The sequence below is a fragment of the Steroidobacter flavus genome (genome assembly GCF_042651805.1).
GTDB lineage: Bacteria > Pseudomonadota > Gammaproteobacteria > Steroidobacterales > Steroidobacteraceae > Steroidobacter > Steroidobacter flavus.
The window spans coordinates 1,348-3,769 of record NZ_JBHSDU010000012.1; the positions used below are offsets into that span (position 1 = coordinate 1,348).

Here is a 2,422-nt window from a genome sequence, read left to right on the forward strand (position 1 = left end):
GGAGCGAGTCGGACGACAGGACAACTTCTTCGAGCTCGGTGGGCATTCCATCCTGGCGATGCAAGTGGCCGCGCGTCTGCAAGCTTGCCTATCCCGACGAGTGCCCATCAAAACGGTGTTCGAGTTCCCGGTTCTGCAGGAGCTCGCTTTGCAATTGCATCAGGACGGCGACGCGGAAATGGAGGAACTGATGGCGACGGTGGCTTCACTCTCGGAGGGGAAGGTTCAGGAGCTGTTGAGCGAGCTCGGCATGGAGAGCGCGCCATGACGGCAAATTCCGCCTCAGTCAGGCCAGCGCCCGACGCTCTGTCGACCTCCAAAGCGAAGCTGCTCGAGCTGCTGCTCGAAAGGAAGGCGCGCGACGCGCAAAGGATCAAGCCATGTTCACGCGGCGACGGCAACACGCCCCCACGGCTGCCAACTTCCGGTGCACAACACCGGTTGTGGTTCATACACCAGCTCGAGGGCGGCAGCCCGGCATATCACATTGGCTTTGCTGCCCGCCTGCGCGGCGACCTGAATCGCGCTGCTTTGGATGCAGCGCTGCGCGCTTTGATCGCCAGACATGAAGCGCTAAGAACTGTGTTTCCGGAGGTCGAGGGCGAGCCGGTGCAGGAGATCCGGTCGCATATCGCTTTCCAGCTGAGACAAATCGAGCTGCCCGCCGGTGCGGCGGGCGAGGCGGAATTGCTCAGGCACGGTCAGGAAGAACTGGCGACGCCCTTCGACCTGGCGATCGGACCCATGATCCGCGGCAGGCTGCTTCGATTGGAACAGGACGAGCATGTTCTGCTGCTCACGTTGCATCACCTCATTGCCGACGGCTGGTCGATCGGCGTGCTCATCCGCGAGCTGGGCAAGTTGTATGAAACGCATCTGAGCGGCGAGCCGGCCTCGTTGCCACCGCTCGTCGTTCAATATGCCGACTACGCGCAATGGCAGCGTCAGTGGCTGGCCGGCCCTGAATTGCAGCAACAGTTGGGCTATTGGCGCCAACACTTGCAGGGCAGCCCCGAGTTATTGGAACTGCCCGGCGACCGGCCCAGGCCGGCCGTTCAAAGCTATCGCGGCGGCAATGTTTCGGTGGCGCTGGAGTTGGATCTAAGCCGGGAGCTCAAAGGATTCTGCCGCCAGCTCGACGTGACGCTGGCGATGACGTTGTACACGGCCTGGGCCATCGTGCTCGCGAGGCTCAGTGGACAGGACGACCTCGTTATCGGAATGCCGGTTGCGAATCGAGAGCGTGCCGAGCTCGAGGGAGTGCTCGGCCTGTTCGTCAACATGCTGCCGGTACGCGTGCAGTTGACCGATGACCCGAACGCCGGCGAGCTGCTGCGGCGGGTGAAAAGTCTGATGCTGGCCGCATACGCGCATCAGGCGGTTCCGTTCGAGGAGGTGGTGAAAGCATTGCAGCCGACGCGCAGTCTGCGTCACAGCCCCATCTTTCAGGTGACCTTCGCCTTACAGAACGCGCCTGGCGGAGAGTTGCGTTTGCCAGGGCTCACCCTGATGGAGCAGCCGCTGAAGCGAAGCACGGCACAGTTCGATCTCACGTTGGCCTTACTGGAAACGCCGGGCGGCATCGTCGGCAGCCTCAACTATGCAAGCGATCTATTCGACGCCGAAACCATCGAGCGATGGGCGGGATGTTTCAAATCGGTGCTGAGAGGCATGGTTCGTGAACCGCAGCTCAGAGTCAGCAGGCTGCCGTTCACGAGCGGAGATGAGCGTCGGCAACTATTGGAGGAGTTCAACGCGACACAGCTGCCGTATCCACAAACGCAGTTGATTCACGAGTTATTCGAAGCGCAGGTGTCACGAACGCCAACCGCCCTCGCGGTGATGTACGAGACACAATCGCTGACGTATGAACAGCTGAACGGGCGAGCCAATCAGCTTGCCCGGTATCTGCGTGCGCGGGGCGTCGGCCCGGACCGACGGGTCGGTATTTGTATCGAGCGCAGTCTCGAGATGGTGATCGGGGTGCTCGGGACGTTGAAAGCAGGCGGGGCCTATGTGCCGCTCGATCCGAACTATCCAGCCGAACGCCTGCGGTACATGATCGAGGACGCCGCACCCCAAGTGTTGCTGATTCAGGCGCAAGTCAGAGAACGCTTGCCTGCGACATCGATCGAGACGGTGGCGCTGGACGACGACTGGATTGAGATCGCGCATGAAGCGTCGAGCGATCTGTCACGCACCGAGCAGCGTGCCAATCAACTGGCGTATGTGATCTACACCTCGGGGTCCACCGGCCAACCCAAAGGCGTGATGATCGAGCACCGACAGGTGCTGAACCTGTGGCAAGGACTGGAGCAGCGATACGCGCAGGTGGGCGGTTGTCAGCGCGTGGCACTGAACGCCTCTTTCAACTTCGATGCATCGGTGCAGCAGTTCGTGCAGCTGCTGTCGGGCCGCACGT

At 61.6% G+C, this 2,422-nt stretch carries 2 protein-coding genes; both read left to right on the top strand.

The genetic code is table 11. The features are described from left to right. Positions 1–268 (top strand): phosphopantetheine-binding protein (locus ACFPN2_RS22820; RefSeq protein ID WP_380600909.1); only part of this gene is annotated, 268 nt, incomplete at its 5' end. Further along, positions 265–2,422 (top strand): non-ribosomal peptide synthetase (locus ACFPN2_RS22825; RefSeq protein ID WP_380600911.1); only part of this gene is annotated, 2,158 nt, incomplete at its 3' end. The genes ACFPN2_RS22820 and ACFPN2_RS22825, both read left to right, overlap by 4 nt.